Origin of the sequence: Nitrosomonas sp. Nm34 (assembly GCF_900113925.1) — a bacterium.
GTDB lineage: Bacteria > Pseudomonadota > Gammaproteobacteria > Burkholderiales > Nitrosomonadaceae > Nitrosomonas.
Genome location: NZ_FORD01000014.1, coordinates 39,857 through 62,800, shown reverse-complemented (window position 1 = coordinate 62,800; position 22,944 = coordinate 39,857). Strand labels below are relative to the sequence as shown.

The 22,944-nt window shown below is 41.1% G+C and carries 23 protein-coding genes; 7 read left to right on the top strand and 16 right to left on the bottom strand.

The window, feature by feature from the left end; translation table 11 throughout:
• Positions 1-8: 8 nt before the first annotated feature.
• Entirely contained in the window at positions 9-446 is a 438-nt protein-coding gene (locus BM283_RS08040) for an Hsp20/alpha crystallin family protein (protein ID WP_090691828.1), read from the bottom strand.
• A gap of 419 nt (positions 447-865) precedes the next feature.
• On the opposite strand from BM283_RS08040, the gene BM283_RS18760 reads away from it, so the two are divergent.
• Together BM283_RS18760 and BM283_RS08035 are read left to right on the top strand one after the other, a co-directional pair.
• Positions 866-1,030: a hypothetical protein gene (locus BM283_RS18760; RefSeq protein ID WP_175492070.1), complete on the top strand. Its 165-nt coding sequence runs from the start codon at positions 866-868 to the stop codon at positions 1,028-1,030.
• Positions 1,031-1,399: 369 nt separating this feature from the next.
• Positions 1,400-2,038 (top strand): YbhB/YbcL family Raf kinase inhibitor-like protein, encoded by a 639-nt coding sequence (locus tag BM283_RS08035; RefSeq protein ID WP_368086414.1) that lies wholly within the window; start codon positions 1,400-1,402, stop codon positions 2,036-2,038.
• A gap of 242 nt (positions 2,039-2,280) precedes the next feature.
• On the opposite strand, the gene argB is transcribed toward BM283_RS08035, so the two are convergent.
• Positions 2,281-3,168 (bottom strand): acetylglutamate kinase, encoded by an 888-nt coding sequence (argB, locus tag BM283_RS08030; protein ID WP_090691826.1) that lies wholly within the window; start codon positions 3,166-3,168, stop codon positions 2,281-2,283.
• A 350-nt stretch (positions 3,169-3,518) separates the two neighbouring features.
• Here argB and BM283_RS08025 point away from each other — a divergent pair, with 350 nt between their 5' ends.
• The gene (locus tag BM283_RS08025) at positions 3,519-4,103 is read left to right on the top strand and encodes a BON domain-containing protein (protein WP_090691862.1); all 585 of its coding nucleotides are present in this window, start codon (positions 3,519-3,521) and stop codon (positions 4,101-4,103) included.
• Between the two features lie 28 nt (positions 4,104-4,131).
• Positions 4,132-5,499, top strand: a complete 1,368-nt coding sequence (locus tag BM283_RS08020; protein ID WP_090691823.1) for an FAD-binding oxidoreductase — start codon at positions 4,132-4,134, stop codon at positions 5,497-5,499.
• Positions 5,500-5,576: 77 nt separating this feature from the next.
• On the opposite strand, the gene cyoE is transcribed toward BM283_RS08020, so the two are convergent.
• The 12 genes from cyoE to BM283_RS07960 all read right to left on the bottom strand — a co-directional run bounded on the left by cyoE (position 5,577) and on the right by BM283_RS07960 (position 19,211).
• Complete coding sequence (cyoE, locus tag BM283_RS08015) at positions 5,577-6,470, bottom strand: heme o synthase (protein ID WP_090691821.1); 894 nt, start codon at positions 6,468-6,470, stop codon at positions 5,577-5,579.
• Positions 6,471-6,570: 100 nt separating this feature from the next.
• Positions 6,571-7,152 carry an SCO family protein gene (locus BM283_RS08010; protein ID WP_090691819.1) on the bottom strand — a complete coding sequence of 194 codons (582 nt, stop codon included), beginning with the start codon at positions 7,150-7,152 and terminating at the stop codon, positions 6,571-6,573.
• Complete coding sequence (locus tag BM283_RS08005; RefSeq protein ID WP_090691816.1) at positions 7,124-7,837, bottom strand: SURF1 family protein; 714 nt, start codon at positions 7,835-7,837, stop codon at positions 7,124-7,126. Before BM283_RS08005 ends, BM283_RS08010 begins: the two co-directional genes overlap by 29 nt.
• Before the next feature lie 151 nt (positions 7,838-7,988).
• Positions 7,989-8,837, bottom strand: a complete 849-nt coding sequence (locus BM283_RS08000) for a cytochrome c oxidase subunit 3 (RefSeq protein ID WP_090691815.1) — start codon at positions 8,835-8,837, stop codon at positions 7,989-7,991.
• Positions 8,838-8,868: 31 nt separating this feature from the next.
• Positions 8,869-9,078, bottom strand: a complete 210-nt coding sequence (locus BM283_RS07995; protein ID WP_090691812.1) for a DUF2970 domain-containing protein — start codon at positions 9,076-9,078, stop codon at positions 8,869-8,871.
• A 50-nt stretch (positions 9,079-9,128) separates the two neighbouring features.
• Positions 9,129-9,659, bottom strand: coding sequence for a cytochrome c oxidase assembly protein (locus tag BM283_RS07990; RefSeq protein ID WP_090691811.1), 531 nt, complete (start codon positions 9,657-9,659; stop codon positions 9,129-9,131).
• 119 nt (positions 9,660-9,778) lie between these two features.
• Positions 9,779-11,353 carry a cytochrome c oxidase subunit I gene (gene ctaD / locus BM283_RS07985; RefSeq protein WP_090691808.1) on the bottom strand — a complete coding sequence of 525 codons (1,575 nt, stop codon included), beginning with the start codon at positions 11,351-11,353 and terminating at the stop codon, positions 9,779-9,781.
• 62 nt (positions 11,354-11,415) lie between these two features.
• Entirely contained in the window at positions 11,416-12,249 is an 834-nt protein-coding gene (coxB, locus tag BM283_RS07980; RefSeq protein WP_090691806.1) for a cytochrome c oxidase subunit II, read from the bottom strand.
• A gap of 1,084 nt (positions 12,250-13,333) precedes the next feature.
• On the bottom strand, positions 13,334-16,093 hold the full coding sequence (locus BM283_RS07975) for a valine--tRNA ligase (protein ID WP_090691803.1): 2,760 nt from the start codon (positions 16,091-16,093) through the stop codon (positions 13,334-13,336).
• Between the two features lie 605 nt (positions 16,094-16,698).
• Positions 16,699-16,893, bottom strand: coding sequence for a hypothetical protein (locus BM283_RS07970; RefSeq protein WP_090691802.1), 195 nt, complete (start codon positions 16,891-16,893; stop codon positions 16,699-16,701).
• Positions 16,894-17,262: 369 nt separating this feature from the next.
• Complete coding sequence (locus BM283_RS07965; RefSeq protein ID WP_090691799.1) at positions 17,263-17,700, bottom strand: DNA polymerase III subunit chi; 438 nt, start codon at positions 17,698-17,700, stop codon at positions 17,263-17,265.
• 20 nt (positions 17,701-17,720) lie between these two features.
• Positions 17,721-19,211 (bottom strand): leucyl aminopeptidase, encoded by a 1,491-nt coding sequence (locus BM283_RS07960; protein ID WP_090691798.1) that lies wholly within the window; start codon positions 19,209-19,211, stop codon positions 17,721-17,723.
• 369 nt (positions 19,212-19,580) lie between these two features.
• On the opposite strand from BM283_RS07960, the gene serB reads away from it, so the two are divergent.
• From serB to BM283_RS07945, 3 genes are all read left to right on the top strand, one after another.
• The gene (serB, locus tag BM283_RS07955) at positions 19,581-20,411 is read left to right on the top strand and encodes a phosphoserine phosphatase SerB (RefSeq protein WP_090691795.1); all 831 of its coding nucleotides are present in this window, start codon (positions 19,581-19,583) and stop codon (positions 20,409-20,411) included.
• A gap of 28 nt (positions 20,412-20,439) precedes the next feature.
• Positions 20,440-20,730 (top strand): Bax inhibitor-1 family protein, encoded by a 291-nt coding sequence (locus BM283_RS07950; protein ID WP_090691792.1) that lies wholly within the window; start codon positions 20,440-20,442, stop codon positions 20,728-20,730.
• A 113-nt stretch (positions 20,731-20,843) separates the two neighbouring features.
• Positions 20,844-21,143 (top strand): hypothetical protein, encoded by a 300-nt coding sequence (locus BM283_RS07945; RefSeq protein WP_139225221.1) that lies wholly within the window; start codon positions 20,844-20,846, stop codon positions 21,141-21,143.
• A gap of 311 nt (positions 21,144-21,454) precedes the next feature.
• Here BM283_RS07945 and cysM read toward each other — a convergent pair whose 3' ends face one another.
• Entirely contained in the window at positions 21,455-22,339 is an 885-nt protein-coding gene (cysM, locus tag BM283_RS07940; protein ID WP_090691788.1) for a cysteine synthase CysM, read from the bottom strand.
• A gap of 241 nt (positions 22,340-22,580) precedes the next feature.
• Complete coding sequence (locus BM283_RS07935) at positions 22,581-22,922, bottom strand: ComEA family DNA-binding protein (protein WP_368086413.1); 342 nt, start codon at positions 22,920-22,922, stop codon at positions 22,581-22,583.
• Between the last annotated feature and the right edge of the window lie 22 nt (positions 22,923-22,944).

The window sequence follows — 22,944 nt, the reverse complement described above, 5'->3', positions numbered from 1 at the left end:
CCATCCTATTACTCATTTGATGCTACATTAATTTTCTTGGGTTGCACTGATTCCCGTTTGGGAATAACAATCTCCAGCACACCATGTTTAGAAACAGCAGAAATAGCATCCGAGTTTGCTGTATCTGGCAGACTAAAGCGTCGATAAAAAGAGCCATACGTTCTCTCAACACGCTTGTAACCTTCTTTTTCAGTCTTGGCTTCGGTTCTTTTCTCACCTTTAATCGTCAATACTCCATTCTCCATACTGACATCTATCTCTTCGGGCTTAACCCCGGGCAGATCAGCGAGCAGCACAAACTTATCAGTTTCTTCCTTGATATCCACTGAGGGAACCCACTCCGCCGTAGCAGAGGAACTTTCTCTTGATACATCACCTCGCATCTGCTCCAGTTCTTTCTGAAGTTGAGTCAATAACCCCCACGGTTCATAACGCATAATAGCCATTTGATAATCTCCATATCACAAAAAGTCACTTAAATCGGGTTGCTACAAAGTATCTTCATGTAGCGTACCTACCTATCTCCTCTTGCGAAAAATTTTTAGTTGCACTCTGATATTTTCCATTTACACAATTTTTTGCTCATGTCTACAAATTCCAGAAAATGCCTTGATATGCTCACTAATTATCACTTAAGGAAATAATGTGTACTGATCCTAATATAAGAATAGTCACTATATTTTCAACCCAGATAAAAAGAAATATTTCGATGAATACCAAATCTCATTTCCCGCCCCGCCGCGAGCGGCGCGGGCACTAATTAGTATAGAATCGACTCTATATTGATCTAGATAGAGCTTTTTTCAAGCACTCGAATAAGCTATAAACATAGTCAAAATCTTTCAGCCTGATGAGGAGAATTAATATGATCAGAATCCCTCGTACCAAACGCATTTTATCAATTTCGCTATTTATTTTAGGGGGTGTACTGATTTTCTTGGCACCGGAAAATGCATGGGTTGGAGTGATCCTTCTGAGCCTTGGTTTGGGTATAGAGATTGCCGCACTGATCGTCAGCCATCACAAATAAAAATAGCCAGATTCACTATTCCATTCTATTCTGGAGCTGTTCAGTTTGATCATAGCGTATCCTAGAATAGGAATATCATAAAAAACAGCAGCAATAAATTATTTGTAGATTTCATTAGGGTCCAAGTCATCGAGTTTTATTTCTAGCTTTATCGCATAACTTTTACTTGTTTTTGCACTCAATCAGGCAGACGCAGACTGAAAAAATTATTAACACCCGGTACCCGATCAGCATTTGAATGTGACTCCTTTAAATCAACAAACTCTTTTTCTTTACTCATATATGCGTTATAAAAGTACGATGTCAGTTTTCTCATTGAGCCAGTTATTGATAGTCGTTAATTGATAATTTGCAGAAGGAGGCAAGAACATGAAATATTTTCGTGAAAATAATCCAGCAAGCATCGGTTGTATTTATTTTTTCCGTCTGGTAGTAATAACTTTCTTCACAATCATGCTTTTTTTCATCCTTTTTCAAACTAGTCGTGCAGGAACGAGCACGTCTCAAATTAACAATGAAAATATTATGACACTCTCACTGATATCTCCTTCCTTTTTGCCTAATGACATGATTCCGAGCAAATACACCTGTGATGGTCAAGATATTTCTGCTGCCCTTTCATGGTCAGGCGTACCTGATCACACCAAAAGTCTCGTGCTGATCGTTGATGATCCAGATGCGCCTGATCCTGCTGCGCCTAAAATGACTTGGGTGCATTGGGTGCTTTACAACATTCCTCCGCAGGCTAACGGTTTACCCGAAAATGTCGCGGTGAATGAACTGCCAGCAGGAACCTTACAGGGAATTAACGATTGGAAACGTACAGGTTATGGCGGGCCCTGTCCGCCCATAGGTATTCATCGCTATTTTCATAAACTTTATGCCCTCGATACTGTGCTGCCTGATTTGAAGCATCCTACTAAATCGGAGCTGGAAAAAGCCATGCACGGTCATATTATTGTGCAGACAGAATTGATTGGTCGTTATCAGCGGAGTCACCACAAATAAAATTGTGACAAACTAAAAACGGCTACCTCCGCTGCAAGTAAAAGAATATTACGTCATTTTTTCCTACAGGACACCTACTGGGCTATTTCTAATTCCTTTCCCACATCAAAAATGACGCGAAGGCGAGCCGCAGATAATATCAATAATACGGCAAGGTGAAGCCGACAAGGCCAGATTTGATTTAGAAATGAAATAATGCTCTCACGGAAGCGGGGAATTGTGCCCGAAGAGATTAAGGTAATTTAATTTTCCATGATTAGTGTACCGACTCCTTCATCGGTTAATATTTCCAGCAAGAGAGCATGCACTACGCGCCCATCAATAATATGGCAGGATTTAACACCGTTTTTTACTGCATCAAGTGCCGAACCGATTTTGGGCAACATTCCCCCTGAAATGGTCCCATCTGCAAATAACTCATCGACCTTGTTAGCAGTCAGCCCAGTAAGTAGATTGCCATTTTTATCCAGCACACCGGATGTGTTAGTGAGGAGTATCAGTTTTTCAGCCTTCAGAATTTCAGCAAGCTTGCCTGCCACTAAATCTGCATTGATGTTGTAGGATTGACCATCCTCACCGACACCAATCGGGGCTATCACAGGAATAAAATCACGTGTATCAAGTAATGCGATGAGAGAAGGATCGATTCGTTCAATTTCACCTACTTGGCCGATATTGATCCATTCTCCTACTTTCTCTTTGTCTTGAATCAGCATTTTTTTTGCTCGGATAAAAGCACCATCCTTACCAGTCAAACCTACTGCACGGCCACCATGGCGGTTAATAAGATTGACAATTTCTTTATTGACCAATCCACCTAGTACCATTTCGACGACATCCATGGTTTCTGCATCGGTTACCCTCATTCCTTGAATAAAAACACCTTCTTTTCCAACACGCTTTAGCATCTGGTCGATCTGAGGCCCGCCACCGTGAACAATAACGGGATTCATTCCAACTAGTTTTAGTAATACCACATCACGTGCAAAGCCTTGCTTGAGATCCTCTTCAACCATTGCATTACCACCGTATTTAATAACGATGGTTTTATTATGGAACCGTTGTATATAAGGAAGTGCTTCTGCAAGAATTTTAGCTTTCTCTTTTGCAGTAGATGAAGATAACGTCATTTCATATTCCTATAAATATTTTTAGTAAGATGCTTTTAGTAGAGAGAAGATATCAATCAGTATTAATTACATCAATTCAAACCGGATCATATTTAAGCTTTTATCGAGAACTGTAGTGCTGCTTTATAAATTGTTTATAGATATTTAACCACTTTTAGCGTCAAATCTATTTTTTATGAGTATGCTTTATATAAAATAAGGAAGCATATTTAAGGAAGCGTATTGTTGGTAGGTAGTAATCAATTATCGGGTTTAGATTTATGTTATTTTATGGGTCAGTAAAATTTCTGATTGAATGTTATTTTACTGCAATACCAGGCATAATTTTACTCATACTTAAAGCGAAGCTAATGAATAATATAAAATATTATCCTTTCCTACTGATGTTACTCTTATCGATCTTGAACGGCTGTGTACCCCTTGTCGTTACTGGCGTGGGTGCAGGCGCAGGAACAGGCGCTCTTATGAGTGAAGACCGTAGAAGTAGTGGTACATTTATAGATGATCAAACAATCGAGCTTAAAACGAACAGAAGAATCGTTGAGCAGCTCGGTTACGATGTTCGTATTAATGTCACCAGCTTTAATCGCAATGTACTCTTGACCGGAGAAGCACCCAATGAATCCATAAAAAGTGAAGCAGAAAAAATCGCTAAGGGAGTGGATAATGTTCGGAACGTTTATAATGAAATTTCCATAGCCGAAAAAAGTGCCTTATCTGCGCGCACTAACGATACTTTGATCACCTCTAAGGTTATCGGACGTTTTCTAAATGAAAGAAAATTTCGAATTAATTACGTGAAAGTAGTCACTGAAAATAGCGTTGTTTATTTGCTTGGGCTTGTTACGCGCGAAGAAGCAGAAAATGCCGCACAAATTGCCAGTACTACTGCAGGGGCAAGGAAGGTCGTTAAGGTATTCGAATATTTAAATTAAAACTGCTAATCATCAACTATTGATGTAGATGTTGCCATTAGAATTTATCAATCAGCTGTCTGAGCTACTTCCTGCCGATCGAATTTATACCGATCCCGTAGAATGTTATACATACGCCTACGATAATAGTAGAAAAATTTTCCCACCAGAAGCCGTGGTTTTTCCGCTTACCACTGAAGAGGTAGTGGCTATCGTATTGCTTTGTAATGCAAATAAAATTCCTCTGACACCTCGTGGGCGAGGGACAGGCACAGCAGGAGGTAGCCTCCCAGAGAAAGGTGGGATTGCGCTATCCTTAGAACGAATGGTACGAATTATCCATGTTGATCCAGCAAATCGAGTTGTTGTCGCAGAACCTGGCGTATTGAATCAAGAAATACAAACTGCAGTTAAACCATATGGTTTTTTCTGGCCTCCTGATCCTTCTAGTGCAGCTTTTTCAACCATCGGTGGAAACCTTGCGACTAGTGCGGGTGGCCCTCATGCTGTGAAATATGGTACAACTCGTGATCACGTTTTGGGACTAAAAGGAGTAACAGGTGCCGGTGAAGTGATTAAGACAGGCTGTTATACAACCAAGGGAGTCGTTGGGTATGATCTAACGAGACTACTCATCGGCTCTGAAGGAACCTTAGCTGTTATTACAGAAGCGACTCTTAAGCTCACTCCTTTACCCGAGAAACAAGGAGGTCTGGTTGCCTATTATTGTGATGCTATCAGTTGTGCAGCTGCCATAGTGGCGATTATGGGGATACCCAGAGGGCCCAGTGCGCTTGAATTTCTGGATGCAGGCTCGTTAAACCTTATCCGGGCACGTTTTCCTGATTTACTGCCATCCAATTGCCAAGCAATGCTCATGATCGAAGTCGATGGATCGCAAACTGAAATTTCTGAAACCATTCACAACATCTTATATGCTTGCCACAATTCTGGCCTGTTGCAAGCTGAACAAGTTATTAATTCTGAAAATTTGTGGAAAGCTAGAAAAGCTTTATCACCCCTATTGCGTGATATTGCACCAAAGAAAATTAATGAAGATGTAGTTGTACCTGTTAATACACTACCTCAGTTTTTAGATGAATTAACCCAACTTGCGACCCAGTATCGCATTGCTAATGTAAATTTTGGTCACGCTGGTAATGGCAATATTCACGTTAACTTACTCATTAATCCTGACGATACAGAAGAAAACCACCGAGCCGAAAAATGTTTGAATGAAATTTTTGATTTAGTCATCAGTCTGAATGGAACACTGTCTGGTGAACATGGTATTGGCAGAGAGAAACGTGCTTATGTCCACAAGGAAATTGATCCTACAACCTTGACTTTAATGAAAAGGATCAAACAGCTATTTGATCCCAACGATATTCTTAATCCTGGTAAATTATTTCCTTGAATATAATAAAAACAAAAAACCCCCGTCCTGAGAACAGGGGTTTTACTTTTCGTTAAAAACGATATATCAATTCTAATTTAGAAATGATAATAATGATCCACAAGTAAAACGACAAATAACAGAGCTAGATAAATAATCGAATATTTGAATGTAGTACGTGCAAGCTGATCACTATATCTGCGATAAATCTGGATGGCGTAGTACAGAAAAATTGCATCCAATACTAATGCCCCTACCAAATAAATCAACCCGCTCATTTGAGAAATATAGGGAAGTATCGTGACCACACAAAGTATGAGCGTATATAGCAAAACATGGAGGCGAGTAAAGTTATCACCATGCGTCACAGGAAGCATAGGCATGCCGATCTGAGCATATTCATGCTTTCTGTATAACGCTAACGCCCAAAAATGGGGCGGTGTCCAAGCAAAAATGATTAAAAACAACAATAGCGCATCAGGAGAAATTTGACCAGTTACCGCGGCCCAACCCAGGACAGGTGGCATTGCGCCAGATGCTCCACCTATCACAATATTTTGAGGAGTGAGTGGTTTAAGTATTACGGTGTAAATAATTGCGTAGCCGACAAATGTTCCTAGAGTAAGCCACATAGTTAAAGGATTTACCCATTGATGAAGTATGAATAATCCTGAACCACCTATCAATCCCAAGAAAAATAATGTTTCTGGAACACTGACTTTGCCCTGTGGAAGAGGACGTCCACGAGTCCGCGCCATCACAGCATCAAATTTTTGTTCTACCAGGCAATTTAATGCAGCAGCAGCCCCAGCGACTAAAGCTATACCGAGCGTACCAAAAAATAGAATATCGATTGGTACCGCGCCAGGAACAGCTAAAAACATACCTATTACTGCAGTAAAAACTATTAATGAGACTACCCGAGGTTTTGTAAGCCGGTAAAATTGATTTATTCTTGATGTTGTTTGTCGCCACACTAAACTAGCACTCATTACATACACCTCCTAAACAATATCATATTTGTCTATTCTTTAATTTACTTATTACATACACTTATGGCATTGCCACACACTAAAACACATGGATAACAACTCAATGTTCGAGATGAGAAAGCTTCAATAGATGTTTTATATCTTTCGAAATTTTCGTAGGATCAGCATCCTTTGGAAATCTCATCATTAAATTTCCCATTGGATCCACCACATAAATATGGTCGTGCTGCGACAGTACAGCAGGAAATTCATTCAACAAATCACTATCTTTTGCACTTAGAAGTACCGTACCCTCGTATTCATTCTTAATATCTTGATCAGGGACATTATGATCATCAATTAACCAGATTCTTTCCACCCGATCTTTTTCTGTATTCTGAACGAGACGAACTTGCCTCATTTGATAAAGCTTTTTTTGACAATACTCACTACATTGTCCAGAATCGATAGTAACCAATGACCATTTTCCGTGCATATTTCGTGGACGAAAAATAGTGTTATTCTCGATATTAAGTGCCTGACCTTTTAGTGGTTTTATTTCCAGCAATTCACCGTAATTGACCGTACCTTCTGGACGTATTTCTAGTACGTGAAAGAAATACGATGCAATGACCGGAGACAGCATCGCTAACATCAACAGAAGGAATTTAATTCTATTTTTTCGAGCTATTTCGTTTGACATTTAATACTAAAAATATAATGCATGTTGTCACAGCTAACAGAAACCATTGAACTGCGTATCCGATATTCTTTGAGGCACCTGAATCAGGCCGTATCCACTGGCGTATCAATCCATCATCAATTTGATTATCCTGCTGCAACAATAAAATGGGTTGTAGTGCAAGCCCTGTTGTCTTTTGATAAAGATCAAAATCTAAATTTATCCAAAGCTTACCCGCTGCTTTCTCTTCTGAGAGCTGCATCGTTCTTATTGTTGGCGAAGTCACTATACCAGTCACTTTTACTTCTTCCTGCGGATAAAAAATAACAGGAAGTTGTGTACGATCGTTGCTTGAGGCTATCCAGCCGCGATTGACTAACACATGCAGAGAGCTATTCGCAATTTTAAGAGGTGCAAGAATTTCGTAACCTGCTACTCCCTGATAGATTTTATTGTCGAGATAGATGGCATGATCCTCAATAAACCTACCCTTTACTTCAACTTGTCGATATTGAAAATCTTCTAATTTAATCGGTGTTGAAGGTAATGCTACCACCGCTTCCCGCGTATATTGCTCAATCCTTTCGTGCCGTAACTCTTTCTCATTTGCTCTCGAAAGCTGCCAAAAACCCAGCCGCGTAAAGATTAATATGAAAATTGCGGTCAATAAAACAACCCACCATCGTGGTTTGAACTGATAATTCATATTTTTTATTTATCGCTCATACCCCAAATGGCCGCATGCAAATTGCCTGTATTTCAATCTACCTGAATAAACTTTGTTCCCAGATCTCTTGACATCCTTAACTAAAGGAAGCAAGAGTCTGGAATATAACTAGCTCTGGCTCAAATTTTGCTTATAGCAAGTAAACAAATATGAACAATCCAAGCCAGACCACATCAACAAAGTGCCAATACCAAGCCACACCTTCAAACCCAAAATGATGTTCAGGTTTAAAGTGTCCAGCAGCGCATCTAAAATAGATGACAGTCAGCATAATGGCGCCTAAGGTCACATGGAAACCATGGAAACCAGTCAGCATATAGAATGTTGAGCCATACGCACCGCTAGTCAGTTTAAGATTGAGATCGGAATATGCATGGCTATATTCATAAATCTGACAAGCAAGGAAAGTAAAGCCTAGTGCAACAGTTGCAAGTAGCCACATTTTAAGCGCTGGACGTCGATTCTCCTTGAGTGCCCAGTGAGCAAGTGTCACCGTCACACCAGAAGAAAGTAATAAAAAAGTGTTAAAGGCCGGTAAACCCCAAGCACCCATAGGGGTAAATTTCTCAGTAATACCAGGTCCTGCAGTTGGCCATCCCCCAGTAAAACTAGGCCACAATAAATTATGTTCTGCATCAGCTAATTCTGGAATGGTAAGTACTCTCATATAATAGAGCGCACCAAAAAAGGCTGAAAAGAACATTACCTCTGAGAAAATAAACCAGCTCATTCCCCAGCGGAATGATTTATCTTCCACTTTTCCATATTTGCCAGCTTCACTTTCTCGCGCCACCTCGCCAAACCAGCCAAACAGCATATAAATAAGAATAGCAAAACCTATACCCAGCATGTAATAGCCTGCCGGTATTTTATTCATTGTCATTGCTGCACCAAACCCTAAAAAGAACAGCGCAGATGATCCTACAATTGGCCATTTAGATGGTGCCGGCACATAGTAGTGTCCAGTTCCTTGACTCATTACCAACCCTCCTGATTTATTTTCTAATGAATTAACTCGTTACTACTTTGACCAACGTCAATATACTCAATACAAAGATTACTCCGCCAATAATCCCGCCAATTACTACCTGATGCGGTTTTATCATTTTTGCATCCCGATCGAGATCATCTTTCTTACGTATACCTAGAAATGACCAAAACACAGCCTTTGCTACTTGTAGCGTTGATGCTTTTCCAGTTTGATGTTCTGTATTATTCATTCATGCAATTCACTGTTAGTTAACCTGCAAGGTTGTTTACTAAACATCTTCTACTTACCTGGTTGTAATGCAAAAAAAGTATAGGAAATAGTAACTGTATTGACATCAACAGGTATTTCAGGATCAATGACAAACTTCACTGGCATTTGCCTAACCTCGCCCGGCTTAAGCACCTGCTTAGTAAAGCAAAAGCATTCAAATTTCTTAAGATACTTCTCCAAGAAGCGTGGGCTATAACTGGGTATTGCCTGACCAGTAAATTCTTGATCAGACATATTTCTAATTTCATACATCACCTCTATTGATTCTCCAGGATGTATTTTTACGCTTGATTGTAGCGGTTTAAATTGCCAAGGCATGCCGCGTACGTTTGCATCTAATTCTATTGCAATTGTGCGCGACATATCTACTTTAATATTTTTATCCACCGCATTCGGTTGTAACAAATTATTTATTCCGGTGACTTCACAAAATTTTTCATACATCGGAACAAGCGCATAACCAAAACCAAACATGATCGCCGAAAAAATCAACAGTTTCTTCAACATGGTTACATTGATGTTAGTTACGCTCTGTGTCATTGTTTTATCATCACCGTTACAAAATAGATTACACCCATCAGGATAAGCAGTAAAAAAGCAGTCCTCAGTTTTTTACGCTTGAGATCTCTATCGTCATCTTGCGACATATACGCTTCGCTTTATTTAATTACTGGCGGGGTTTCAAAGCTGTGATATGGTGCAGGTGAAGGCAGTGTCCATTCCAATGTATTTGCACCTTCCCATGGTTTATCAGCCGCTTTTTCACCGCTACGAATGCATTTGATCACAATATAAAGGAAGAGTATTTGCGACAGTCCAAATCCGAATGCACCAATACTGGAGATCATATTGAAATCAGCAAACTGTAGCGAGTAGTCTGGAATTCGGCGAGGCATACCGGCCAATCCCAAGAAGTGCTGTACGAAGAATGCCACATTAAAGAAGATCATAGATAGCCAGAAATGCATGTTAGCCAATTTAACATCGTACATACGTCCGCACCACTTCGGCAACCAGTAATATACTCCACCGAATATAGCGAACAGCGCGCCCGATACTAGCACATAGTGGAAATGCGCAATGACATAGTAAGTATCTTGTACTTGGATATCAATTGGCACAATTGCACAAATCACGCCGCTGAAACCACCAATCACAAACAGGAAGATAAACCCAATTGCAAACAGCATTGGTGTTTCAAAAGTCAACGACCCGCGCCACATTGTCGCAGTCCAGTTAAAGACTTTCACGCCGGTAGGTACAGCAATCAGCATAGTAGCATACATGAAGAACAACTGACCGACCGTTGGCATACCAGCCGTAAACATATGATGTGCCCATACTATGCAAGATAAAATTGCAATTGATGCGGTCGCATATACCATTGATGCATAACCAAATAACGGTTTACGGGAAAATGTTGGAACGATTTCGGACACAATACCGAAAGCGGGCAGAATCATGATATAAACTTCAGGATGTCCAAAGAACCAGAAAATGTGCTGGAACAGAACAGGATCACCTCCACCTGCCGCATTAAAGAATGACGTACCAAAATGGCGGTCTGTCAGCAACATGGTTACTGTACCGGCCAAAACTGGCATTACCAGCACCAGCAGATAAGCAGTAATCAACCATGTCCACACGAACATCGGCATTTTCATTAACGTCATACCGGGTGCGCGCATGTTTAGGATGGTAGTAATAATATTAATTGCGCCCATAATTGAGGAAGCCCCCAGAATATGAATAGCAAAAATCATCATATCGACCCCTAAGCCACCTTGTGCAGAAAGCGGCGGGTAGAATGTCCAGCCCCCTGCAGCAGCACCACCGGGCACAAAGAACGAGGATATTAATAACATACCGGCTACCGGCAACAGCCAGAAGCTCCAGTTATTCATCCGCGCAAACGCCATATCAGGCGCACCTATCATCATAGGTACTTGCCAGTTAGCTAATCCCACGAATGCGGGCATAATCGCCCCAAACACCATGATTAAACCATGCAGTGTGGTAAACGAATTAAAAAGTTCCGGCTCTAATATTTGTATACCCGGCATGAACAATTCTGCACGAATTCCCATTGCCAGGAAACCGCCAACCAAAAACATAGCAAAACTGAACCACAGATACAGCGTGCCAATGTCTTTATGATTGGTTGTCATTACCCAGCGCATTATGCCACTGGGATGATGGTCGTGATGACCATGAACATCTTGAACTACTGCCATGATTATTCTCCTTAGTACTTACTTCTTTATTTACTGAAATTACATCTCATGCGATTGAAATATTAATTCCCAACTGCCGCCGTGTTAACGACTGCTGCCGATGCTTTTTTCTTATCCGCAGCCCATTGCGCGTACTTGTCTGCCTCCAGCACTTCAACCACGATCGGCATATAGCCATGATCTTTGCCACAAAGCTCAGCACACTGGCCACGGTAAATACCCGGTCTATCTGCCGTAAACCACACATCACGAATAAATCCTGGAATTGCATCTTGCTTGACTCCGAAAGCAGGCACCCACCATGCGTGAAGAACATCATTAGCCGTTGTGATTACCCGAATCTTCTTGCCTACAGGCACAACCAGATTATTATCCACCTCCAGCAAATAATTTTCCCCCTTGGCTTCTTTGCCTTCCAATTGAGCAGTTGGCGTGGACAGTTTACTGAAGAAGCTGATGCCCTCACCTTCTCCCTGAAGGTAATCGTAACCCCACATCCACTGATACCCTGTGGCTTTAATAGTGATATCAGGCTCGGACGTATCTTTCATGGCAACGACAGTTTTAGTGGCCGGAAATGCCATACCAATAAGAATCAGAAGCGGAATAGTCGTCCAGATAATCTCTACAACAGTACTATGATGAAAATTGGCAGCCTTATATCCAACTGATTTACGGTGTTTCAGAATCGAGTAAAACATCACACCAAAAACAACAATAAAAATTGCCAAACAAATCCATAGCGCAAAAATATGCTGATCATAGGTTTCTTGTGCAATTATAGAGTTTGGCTGCGGATGAAAATACTTACTAGTCTCATCTAGCGAAAACGCCATACTTGAGTATAAAGCAAGTGTTGCAGACCCCAGCAGGGCCATTACTGATTTACTGCTCATATATTCCCCCCACATAAATTACTAATTTAAGACTAATTTACTTATTAAAAAAACACGACCATTTGACTCAAATGGCTACACAAAACTACCTGACTGCCAGATTACTTCATGCTAAAACTTTTATTGATCTCTGATAGTTTTTAATCTTACCAAATCACCCAATAATGCTGGCTGGAATTCTAGCATGTCAAATTTGTGCTAACAAGGGAAAATCATGATTTTTATAGAAAAATTCCCCTGCTTTGAATGTGGTGATTTTTTTATTTATTATTCTTTTAGTTTAAAAATAGCATTTTTTTACCAAAAAAAAAGACCTTATTTAACTGTTGCCATAATAGCTTTTTCAAACCTTATCTAACATCATCATAAAGAAAAATTAGATATAAGCAAGTGCTCCTCTTATGTTAAAAATACAAAGAACTGGGAATTCTATAGCTACCCCTAATACTCTTACTAAAAGAGCGATATCAATGCAATTTAGTTACTCCCGACATTCCGCACCCCCATTCGCAATTATCTGAATTTTCTTGAGATATTTTTTCGCACCTATTTTTTTCGGAAAAATTAATGAAGAATTATCAGTGAGTTATGAAAAGGGTGCGGAATGTCGGTTACTCAAAGAGAGATAAACTAATATTAATTAGACCAGTCAGCACCCTAGCAGATTATTGAAACAGAAAATGAACCTATCTCCCTTCTGCTGTAATACTTCCTCTGTAAACCCAGATGAATTATTGTCAATATTCCTGTACCCAGCGAATTTTGTTCCTTCCAAAGACACTGAACCATGTATCGAACTACAAGCGCCGGTACATCCCTATTTACGTCGATCACACAGTCTTTGCATTTCTATCTATCCTTTCCCTCGTTTGGCACCAATAAAAAACTTCGCCGGCGGCAAAAATATCTTATGGTCTATTACATCATCCCTACGATATCGAAAATAATTCAAGTATCAGCAAGCAAATATTGAGATTAGGACTATCAGCGAACAACGAAGTGTTTGCCTCGGCCTACTATAGCATCACTATCAATAACACCAAGACACCAGGCAATGTTTTCTAAAAAAATACATACTTAAAAATTAACTTAATTTTTGCAATTGCTCTGCCAATTTGGTCAACATTGCCTTAAAGCTTGCCAAACGCTCTTTCTCCTGTGTAACCACTTTTTCTGGTGCACGTTGCACAAAAGCCGGATTATGCAGCTTTGTTGTTGCCTTATTGATCTCGCCTTCCAAACGAAGAATTTCCTTTTGAAGTCGCGCACGCTCTGCTGATGCATCTATTTTAATTTTGAGCATCAATCGGAATTCACCGACAACAGCAACAGGCGCGTTTGCATCAGGCAAACCACTTGGCATAATTTCCATATCAGATAACTTAGCCAGTGCTACTAAATAATTAGAAAACCCGGCCAAGCTGGATTGACTACCTTCAATTAGCAAGGGCATTCTCTCTGCTGGTGATAATTTCATTTCTCCACGTAATGCTCGACATGCATTTACAATCTCTTTGAGTAGTGCAATGCGACTACCAGCTTCTTGGTCAATACGCGTGAAGTCGGCTAGTGGATAAGATTGACACATGATGCTCTTACCTTTCTTACCAGCCAGAGGTGCAATTTTTTGCCACAATTCTTCCGTAATAAAGGGAATCACAGGATGTGCCAGACGGAGCGCAGCTTCAAGCACGCGCACCAGCACACGACGTGTAGTACGCTGTTCAATATCTTCCCCTGAGCTTAACTGAACCTTAGCAAGCTCTACATACCAGTCGCAATACTCATCCCAGATAAACTCATAGAGCTCGCGCGCGGCAATATCAAAGCGATAATCACTAAATCCTTGCCTCACGCCCTGCTCGGCTAGTTGCAATCGACCAATAATCCATTTATCGGCGTGAGAAAATGCCAAAGGCAGCGTTTCATCCAAACCGACATCTTTCTCTTCACAATTCATGAGGACAAAGCGAGTAGCATTCCATAGTTTATTACAAAAATTCCGATAGCCTTCGCATCGCTGCAGATCAAATTTAATATCTCGTCCATGTGAAGCCAAACTGGCAAAAGTAAAACGCAGGGCATCAGCACCAAATGCAGCTATTCCCTGTGGGAATTGCTTACATGTATTTCTCTCGATTGATTCAGCCTGTTTAGGATTCATTAAGCCTGTAGTGCGCTTTTTGATCAACTCGGGCAGTAAAATACCATCGATCAGATCAAGTGGATCCAATACGTTTCCCTTGGATTTACTCATTTTCTGGCCTTCCGAATCGCGGATTAATCCAGTCACGTAAACCTCACGAAATGGCACCTTCCCAGTGAAATGCAGTGACATCATGATCATGCGCGCAACCCAGAAGAAAATAATGTCAAACCCAGTTACCAGCACTGAGGTGGGTAAAAAGGTCTTGAGCTCGGCTATGTCCTGTGGCCACCCAAGTGTTGAAAATGGCCATAATGCGGAAGAAAACCAGGTATCAAGCACATCTTCATCTTGCCTGAGATTTTCCTTACCTGATAACCGCTGCGCTTCCTCAAGATTATGCGCAACCGTTACATTGCCATCCTCATCATACCAGGCAGGAATCCGGTGGCCCCACCACAATTGGCGTGAAATACACCAATCCTGTATATTTTCCAACCATTGGTTATAAACATGCGTCCAATTCTCCGGTGTAAATCTGACCTCACCATTGGCTACTACTTCCAAACCACGTTTAGCCATCCCTTCCATCGCCACATACCACTGATCAGTTAACATCGGCTCAATAATAGTTTGCGTACGATCTCCTCGTGGCACCATCAGCTTGTGTGGTCGCGTTTCGACCAACAATTCCTGCGCTTCCAGATCGCTAATAATCTTTTTCCGTGCCTCAAAACGGTCCAACCCTTGATATTCGACTGGCGCAACATCATTGATTTTTCCGTTGAAAGTAAAAATATTAAGTGGAACCAGCTTATGACGTAAGCCGACTTGATAATCATTAAAATCATGCGCGGGCGTAATTTTCACACAACCCGTACCAAAAGTCGGATCGACATATTCATCCGCAATAATAGGAATCGTGCGCTCAGATAGAGGTAATCGGAGATGCCGCCCAACCAGATGACGGTAGCGTTCATCCTCTGGATGAACAGCCACCGCCATGTCTCCTAGCATCGTTTCTGGCCGTGTGGTCGCAACAATTAAGCCACTTCCCTGCAATCCAGTACTGCTATCCTCTTCGAATGGATAAAGAATATGCCAAAGTGAACCTATTTCTTCGGTCGAAATGACTTCCAAATCAGACACGGCTGTTTGCAGCACAGGATCCCAGTTAACCAGACGCTTGCCACGATAAATCAATCCTTCTCGATATAACCGTACAAATACCTCAGTCACTGCTTGGGAAAGCATCTCGTCCATGGTAAAACGCTCCCGCGACCAATCGCAAGAAGTACCCATCCGCCGCATCTGCCGCGTAATAGTTGAACCTGATTCCTCTTTCCATTGCCAAACACGCTTGAGGAACGCCTCACGTCCAAGTTCTCGCCGATTAATATTTTCTTGGTCTAATTGACGCTCGACGACTATTTGTGTGGCAATGCCGGCATGATCTGTTCCAGGCTGCCATAGCGTGTTATCACCCAGCATACGATGATATCGAATCAATGCATCCATCAGAGTGTGCTGAAACGCGTGTCCCATATGCAGGGTGCCCGTTACATTGGGAGGTGGCAACATGATGCAGTAAGCAGCATCCTCCTCCTTATTTGATGGCTTGAAATAACCTGATGACTCCCATATAGAATACCAATGAGCTTCTATGACTTTCGGATCAAAACTTTTTGCAAGTTCCATGAAAATTAAATTATTAAATTAGCAAAAACAGAAAATTTGCCATTATATCGGAAGGTAACCCCGCAGGTAGCAAGGTCATTAATTATTAGCTGATCTAAATGTTTTTTAGAAAGCACCACGATCATGCCTGAGGCAGAGTCAGTTAATCAAAAGAAGCTAGAATTGATTTGAGCATTTAGCAGTCCCTACAGTGAATGTATAACACTTTTAGTCATTCTATTTCTCAATCAAAAATGGCGCGCAGGCGAGCCGCAGACAGCATCAATCATACGGCAAGGTGAAGCCGACAAAGGCCGACAAAATTAGTTCTCATTTAAAATAGAATAAGAAAAAAACTATATTGGGTGGTAGCAAGTTGTTGAAAAATGTACTGGAGGCAGAGGTACTCGATGATAATGATGAGTAAACACAGTCAAAAAACGGTGTTTATAGCTGATAAATCAGTATCTTGAATTTGTTTTTCATTTTAAACCTGTTTTTAATATCGCAGTGGCAATGCAGATAGTTTCTCAAAAGCCTGCTAGTGAACCGCTGCAGGCACCGTTGATCCTGTGATACCGGATAGTGTGGTGGTTCTTTTTTGTTTCTAACCGATGTCAAGACGATCATATTCCAAGCTTGTCTGGCCTCTTCAGCTTCAGGCCGCTGATAAGCTTTATCATCATACAGTTATTACTGTGCAATTGTGGTTGAATCTGATCAAATACATCGGCTAACCGATTAAAGCGCTGAACATAAGCAAGCAACATCACTCGCAAGTCGTGCAGACTAAGCGCGTAAATGATGATCCGCATACTCATAAATACTCTTGATCGCTCTCTACCTGTCCACCACACCGAACAGGTAGAGAGCAGTGATTTCTTTATCGCTAAAACTTCAATTCACGTAATTACTCATTCTTTGGCTATAAAGCAAAGAATATCCCTGATAATGCTTGTGAACATAGAGACAAATCGTTATTAATCGGTCTTGCCGGTGCATCCGTTATTATAATTTATTAAGGTTGGCGGGTACCTTCCTCAATAGTTTAAAGTTATTGATGAACTGGCTTCTATTTCAGCGCTTAATTCGCATTCGAGAGCCAAGCAAGCTTTTTTTCAATCAACCTTAGAATCTCTTGGTTTCTCCATGCCATTTTTTTCCGATTGACTTCATCGTTCTGGTATCGATCAATGCTGACTCTGATCAAGTTTATAATGATGTACACTGAGCCCCTGCTCCTGATAAAAACGATAACGTTTGCGAGCAACCTTCTTGTCCTCGGGCACATTTTCAACGATTTCGATGACTCTTTGAAAGTGATCATAAACTGGAGGTACTTCATCATGCAGGTTAAGCAATACCTCATAAGACCCAATCTGCTGAATTTCTTCGCTATTACTAATTAATATTACCGGTGTCACATTGGCTATTTTGTCATCCCCGTGACAATGCGGAATAAAGCTGATGGGAGAGAAGGTCCAGAGCAATTTATCGAGTTGATTCAGAAGCGACGAATCTGGGATATAAACCATTATTTTAGCCGCCTGTTGAATTACTTTTTCACTTAGCCTGCATGCAACCAATAATTTATCGGATGCCCCCGAATAAAAATCAATTTGTGGCATTGTTTATTTAAATGCTTATTTTATCTATTCGCACGCGAAATTAAAAATTGTGTTAAAAGCGGGACCGGACGACCAGTCGACCCTTTTTCCTTCCCACTTCTCCAGGCCGTACCGGCAATATCCAGATGTGCCCAAGGATATTTTGCTGTAAAGCGTGACAAAAAGCAGGCGGCCGAAATTGTTCCTGCTGAGCGTCCACCAATATTTGCCATATCTGCAAAGTTGCTTTTCAACAGCTCCTGATAATCATCCCACAGCGGCAACTGCCAAGCACGATCCAACGCCAATTGGGAAGCCTGTAACAATTCCTGGGCCAATTGGTCATTATTACTCATTAAACCAGATGCTATATGTCCCAGTGCAATGACGCAAGCTCCAGTCAGGGTCGCGATATCTATTACGGCATCAGGTTTATACCGTTCAGCATAAGTCAGCGCATCACATAAAATCAGCCGCCCCTCAGCATCAGTATTCAGAATTTCAATTGTTTGGCCAGACATGCTTGTCACCACATCCCCTGGTTTGCTCGCATTACCACCAGGCATATTCTCAGTCGCTGGAATAATACCGACGATATTGAGAGGAAGCTTCATTTCTGCTACCGCTGTTAATGTGCCCAACACACTGCCTGCGCCACTCATATCGAATTTCATCTCATCCATTTCAGCTGCAGGCTTTAATGAAATACCCCCTGTATCAAAAGTGACGCCTTTACCGACTAGCACAATAGGTTTTTCCATTTTTGCCAAGCCGCGGTACTCCAGCACGATTAATTTGGCAGGCTGATGACTTCCACGTGAAACAGCAAGCAATGCACCCATACCCGCTTTTTCCATCTCTTTCTGTCCTAGCACAGAAACCTTAAGATCATAGGCTTTAGCCATATCGATAGCTTGCTCAGCAAGATATGTCGGAGTACAGATATTGGGCGCAAGATTGCCAAGATCCTTAGCTACTTTTATACCACGCGCAATTGCAAGGCCCTGCTGTAATGCTTTCTCTCCAGCTTGAAGCGATGCTTGATCATTCACATTTATCGTAATTTTACCAAGAGCAGGCTGCTCTTTCTCTGGTTTACTTTTAAGGCGATCAAAACGATAAGTACTTTCCGCCCCCAGAATCACGGTCTGAGTAATTTTCCATGCAATATTCCGCTCTTTTATTGGAATATCCGACAAGAAGAGGGTAGCATCTGGAGCAGATGTTTGAGATAACGCTTTGAATGTGGCTAAAACTGCTTGTTGATACGCCTTATCATTGAACTCTTTCTCTTTACCTAATCCCACCAACAGCACGCGCTTACTTGTAATGCCAGGAACGTTGTGTAACAGTAAAGTTGTATTAGCTTTACCCTCCATATCACCTTGGCGCAAAATGTTGCTGATGACGCCTTTAGAAGCATCATCCAAGCTTTTGGCAGGCTCGGTCAATTTGCGTGATTCAAATACACCCACCACGATACAGGCCCCGCGCTGTTTTTCTGGGGCGCAGAGTTTGATTGTAAAATCCACTTTCTACTCCTTGTTAATTATTTTAAGATGGAAGAATTTCATAAATAAATTTGCATGGATTATCGCTGTACTTAATGTATAAAGTCAAAATAAGCAACCGGGTATAACTGGGATAAACTTTCCACCTTAAAATTAATTCCTAATTAAAAAGCAAGTGCAAAGCAAGGTATTTCATTTTTTCATTTCTAAATCAAAAATGACACGAAGGCGAGCCGCAGGCGGTATCAATCACACGGCAAAGTAAAGCCGACCAATAAAGCCGACCAAGTCAGTTTTGATTTAAAATGGAACTACACCATCTGGAGTACCCTGCTTTACGCTTGCTTTATTAACATCACTATCAATAATTAATAATAATTCGGATACACCATGAACCTCATCATTCAAGGACTAGAAGTTGAAAACAGCGACCTGCGAGCAGTTGCAAAACTCGCACAAGCTAGCCATATTGAACGTATTACCGGGCAAGCGTTCCGCTTAGCCAATGCCAATCCTCATCCCGATATTCCTGAATACTGCTCTGAAGTAAAACTCGATTTTGCTTTTGTTCCGAGCGGAACAAAGTTAACTAATTTTGGGCTAATTGCAATGGATATGGACTCTACCCTCATCGCCATTGAATCAATTGACGAAATGGCTGGTATGAACAATGTCAAGCCCCAAGTTGCAGAAATTACGCAGAGCACCATGCGAGGCGAAATTGATTTCGCTGAAAGCCTGATTCGGCGTACAGCACTTCTAGAAGGATTACCGCAAGAAGCGCTGCAAAAAGTTTATGATGAAAAAGTTAAATCAAACCCTGGCGCAAATAAACTATTACAGCGCATGCAAGCAGTAGGTATCAAGACCATGGTAATCTCAGGTGGTTTCACCTTCTTCACTGATAGAGTCAAAACAGAGCTTGGGTTAGATTATGCCTTTGCAAATACATTGGAAATCAAGGATAAAAAATTAACTGGCCAAGTGCTTGGTAATATTATTGGCGCCGAGGGAAAAGCTGAAGTGTTAAAGCGTATCCGAGATGAGCTAGGTCTAAACAAGGAACAAGTTATTGCGGTGGGCGATGGCGCCAATGATATAAAAATGCTGGAATCTGCAGGTATTGGTATTGCTTACCACGCCAAACCCGTTTTACAAGAGAAAGCAACCTATTCCATTAATTTTGTGGGACTGGATGGCATTGTCAATCTTTTCGAGTAATTAATATGCATTAAATTTTAGCAATGGCATGCAATTGATTGGCACAGCAACAGTCGGAGTGGGTATTATCTTTTTTACTTGGGCAGGAATCTCTACTGTAACTCGTAGAGACTATAGCTTTTTGCATAGTTCCATGATGATTCTTGCTCCACTGGCTCATTTATTCTTTGCGATATCCGCTGTATCGCTTGTAATCTCTGCCGCTACAATATTGCTTTTCTTAGGATTTATCTTGTTTGATGTCAGCCGTATCATAAATAATGACGAGACTAATTATGTAATCACAACTCTGGGTATTTTTACATTAAGGGACCTCTAAAAAATTTCTATTTCTTTACAATACATTGTTTTTCGCAGAAAATGTTTCCTTATTCCATTTCTATTTCATAGGTGCAATAATAGAAGCGACTTATGAAAAGGAGTATGGTGAACTTGGACACGCTTATCCTGCCTCAGGTTAATAGCGATTGCAGGCAGCTATTTCTGGATGAGGCAGCGTCGCGCTATTCCAATGACAGAATGGTTCTGGCGCTCGATGGGGCAGGATGGCATCGTAGTTACACCCTTAAGCTTCCACACAATCTGCGCTTATTTGAGGCTGCCACCTTACTCACCAGAGCTCAATCCTGTAGAGAATATTGGGATGAGCTACGGGAGAAATCATTCCATAACCGTGTATCAATAGCTTTGATACACTTGAAAATCACTAGGAAGCAGCAATGCGCGACATGAAAAAAGATCGTGAATGTGTCCATTCCATCGTTGCATGGCCTTGGATTATAAATTCAATTATGAAATAGAAATGGGATTACATATCAATCGTATGCAGCGCCCATATTTGTTGCTCTCGCTTCGTTTTGTTTAAACTCTGAATTTTTAGAGGTGTCCATTAATATTTATAAATTGTTTATCAGCTTGCTTCAGTAGCTATTAGCTCCCCCAGGCAAAAGAGATGAATTAGTTACTGCATCTCCATAAACTAAAAAGGATAGCCAAAATAGCCATTCTTCTTGTTTAATAGTACATTGGTCAAATCTGGTTTTTTAATTGAAAACGCTGGTAGATAAATAGCGATCGCCGCGGTCGCATACAATAAAAACAATCACTGCATTATCTAGCTCTGCAGAAACTTTAAGCGCTGCAGCTAGTGCCCCACCTGACGAGATTCCCGCAAAGATACCTTCTTCGCGTGCCAAACGCCGAGTCATAGCCTCAGCTTCATACTGAGAAACCAGTATGATGCGGCCCACCCGTTTAGGATCATATATTTTTGGCAAGTAGTTTTCTGGCCACTTACGAATCCCCGGAATCTGCGATCCTTCTTCCGGTTGAACTCCAATAATTTCAATAGATGATTTCTTTTCTGAAAAATAGCGAGCGCATCCCATGATTGTACCTGTGGTACCCATGCTACTTACAAAATGAGTTATTTTTCCATCCGTATCACGCCAGATTTCTGGAGCGGTACCCTCATAATGAGCTAACGGATTATCGGGATTAGCAAACTGATCAAGAATCACCCCCCTACCTTCTTCACACATTTTTTCAGCAATATCACGTGCATTTTCCATGCCTCCTTCCTTAGGGGTTAATATAATTTCAGCGCCAAACGCGCTCATTGCTTGCCGGCGTTCTATACTCAAATTTTCCGGCATAACAAGAATCATCCGATAACCCATCATGGCCGCCGCCATCGACAAGGCAATACCAGTATTGCCACTCGTAGCTTCAATTAAAGTATCACCTGGCTGGATATCACCTCGTTTTTGCGCGTGCTTAATCATAGAAAGCGCTGGCCGATCTTTCACTGATCCAGCCGGGTTATTTCCCTCAAGCTTAGCCAGAATAGTATTACTGGTTTTCCCAGGGATCCGTTTAAGCTCCACTAAGGGGGTACTACCAACAAAATCTTCAATTGTTTTGAACATAGACAATGCAATTTTTGCTAGAGGATTAATTATCGCATATGTCATTAAAGATAAATGTCCAAAGAATCAGAATAATTCCATTTCTAAATCAAACCTGACTTGGTTGGCTTCACCCTGCCGTAATATTCATATTGCCTGCGGCTCGCCTTCGCATCATTTTTGATTTGGAAGTGAAATAAGCAAAAAAAATACCCCCAGAAACTGAAATGTATGTCTGGGGGTATAGCATCACTCCGCTAACTTATGGATTGGGTTCTTCTTTCTGTTCAACTGCTATTTTTTCTCCCTTATCCACTGTCAAATCGCTGCGTATTTGCTGAAGAGTGCCTGCTCCAATACCATTTACTTTTTCCAAATCATCAATCGAACTAAACAGGCCATGCTCATTTCGATATTCAACAATGGCTTTTGCCTTGGCTGGACCAATTCCCTTCAGCGCTTCGAGCTCGGCTTGTGAAGCAGTATTAATATCGACTGCTGCATAAACATCACTACTCAATATAAAAAAGATAATTATCAGTTGTTTCAACCTTACCATAATCACTCCTAAAATTATAAAAAAGTGTTGTTTTGCTTTTGACAAGCCTTTATTGCTTATAAAGCAA